General features: G+C 43.0%; 1 pseudogene. It reads right to left on the reverse strand.

Annotated elements, in window-relative coordinates:
* A pseudogene (locus A3763_RS22285) lies at positions 1 to 463 on the reverse strand (type IV-A pilus assembly ATPase PilB); the annotation flags it as partial.
* Positions 464 to 539: the final 76 nt, after the last annotated feature.

Here is a 539-nt window from a genome sequence, read left to right on the forward strand (position 1 = left end):
GATCGCCCATCGTTGTATCCTGCGACTCAAGATACTTCTCGATGGCTGCATTAAGCTTGTCATCTTCAACGAGTATTGCGTCAACACTTGCGCCTGTATGAAACTTGATTTCATCAAGGGCAATAATATTGGTTGGGTCCGATACCGCAATAAAAAGCCGATTGCCACGCATAAATAAAGGCAGGGCATGGTGTTTTCTAATTAGCTTTTCATCAACCACCTTTTCGGGGAAGGATTCTTGCTGAAAGGCATTTAGGTCCAAAACAGGCATACCAAATTCTTGCGCAGCAGAAAATGCTAGGTCCTTGGCTTTAGCCGCTTTTGCTTGAACCAGATGGGAAACCAGTGATAAATTGTTCTGATGAGCGTGTAGCTGTGCTTTTCGGGCAGTTTCTTCATCGAGTAACTGATCCAAAACAAACTTTCTGGCCAAGCCAGTAAGTGTCGTGTTTTCTGCTGTCATGGGGCTTCTTTGCTTGAGTTAAATTCACCATTTAGATGCACAAACTAATGTTTGGACTAAATAACTGGCTTTAAAC

The organism is Oleiphilus sp. HI0128, assembly GCF_001635365.1.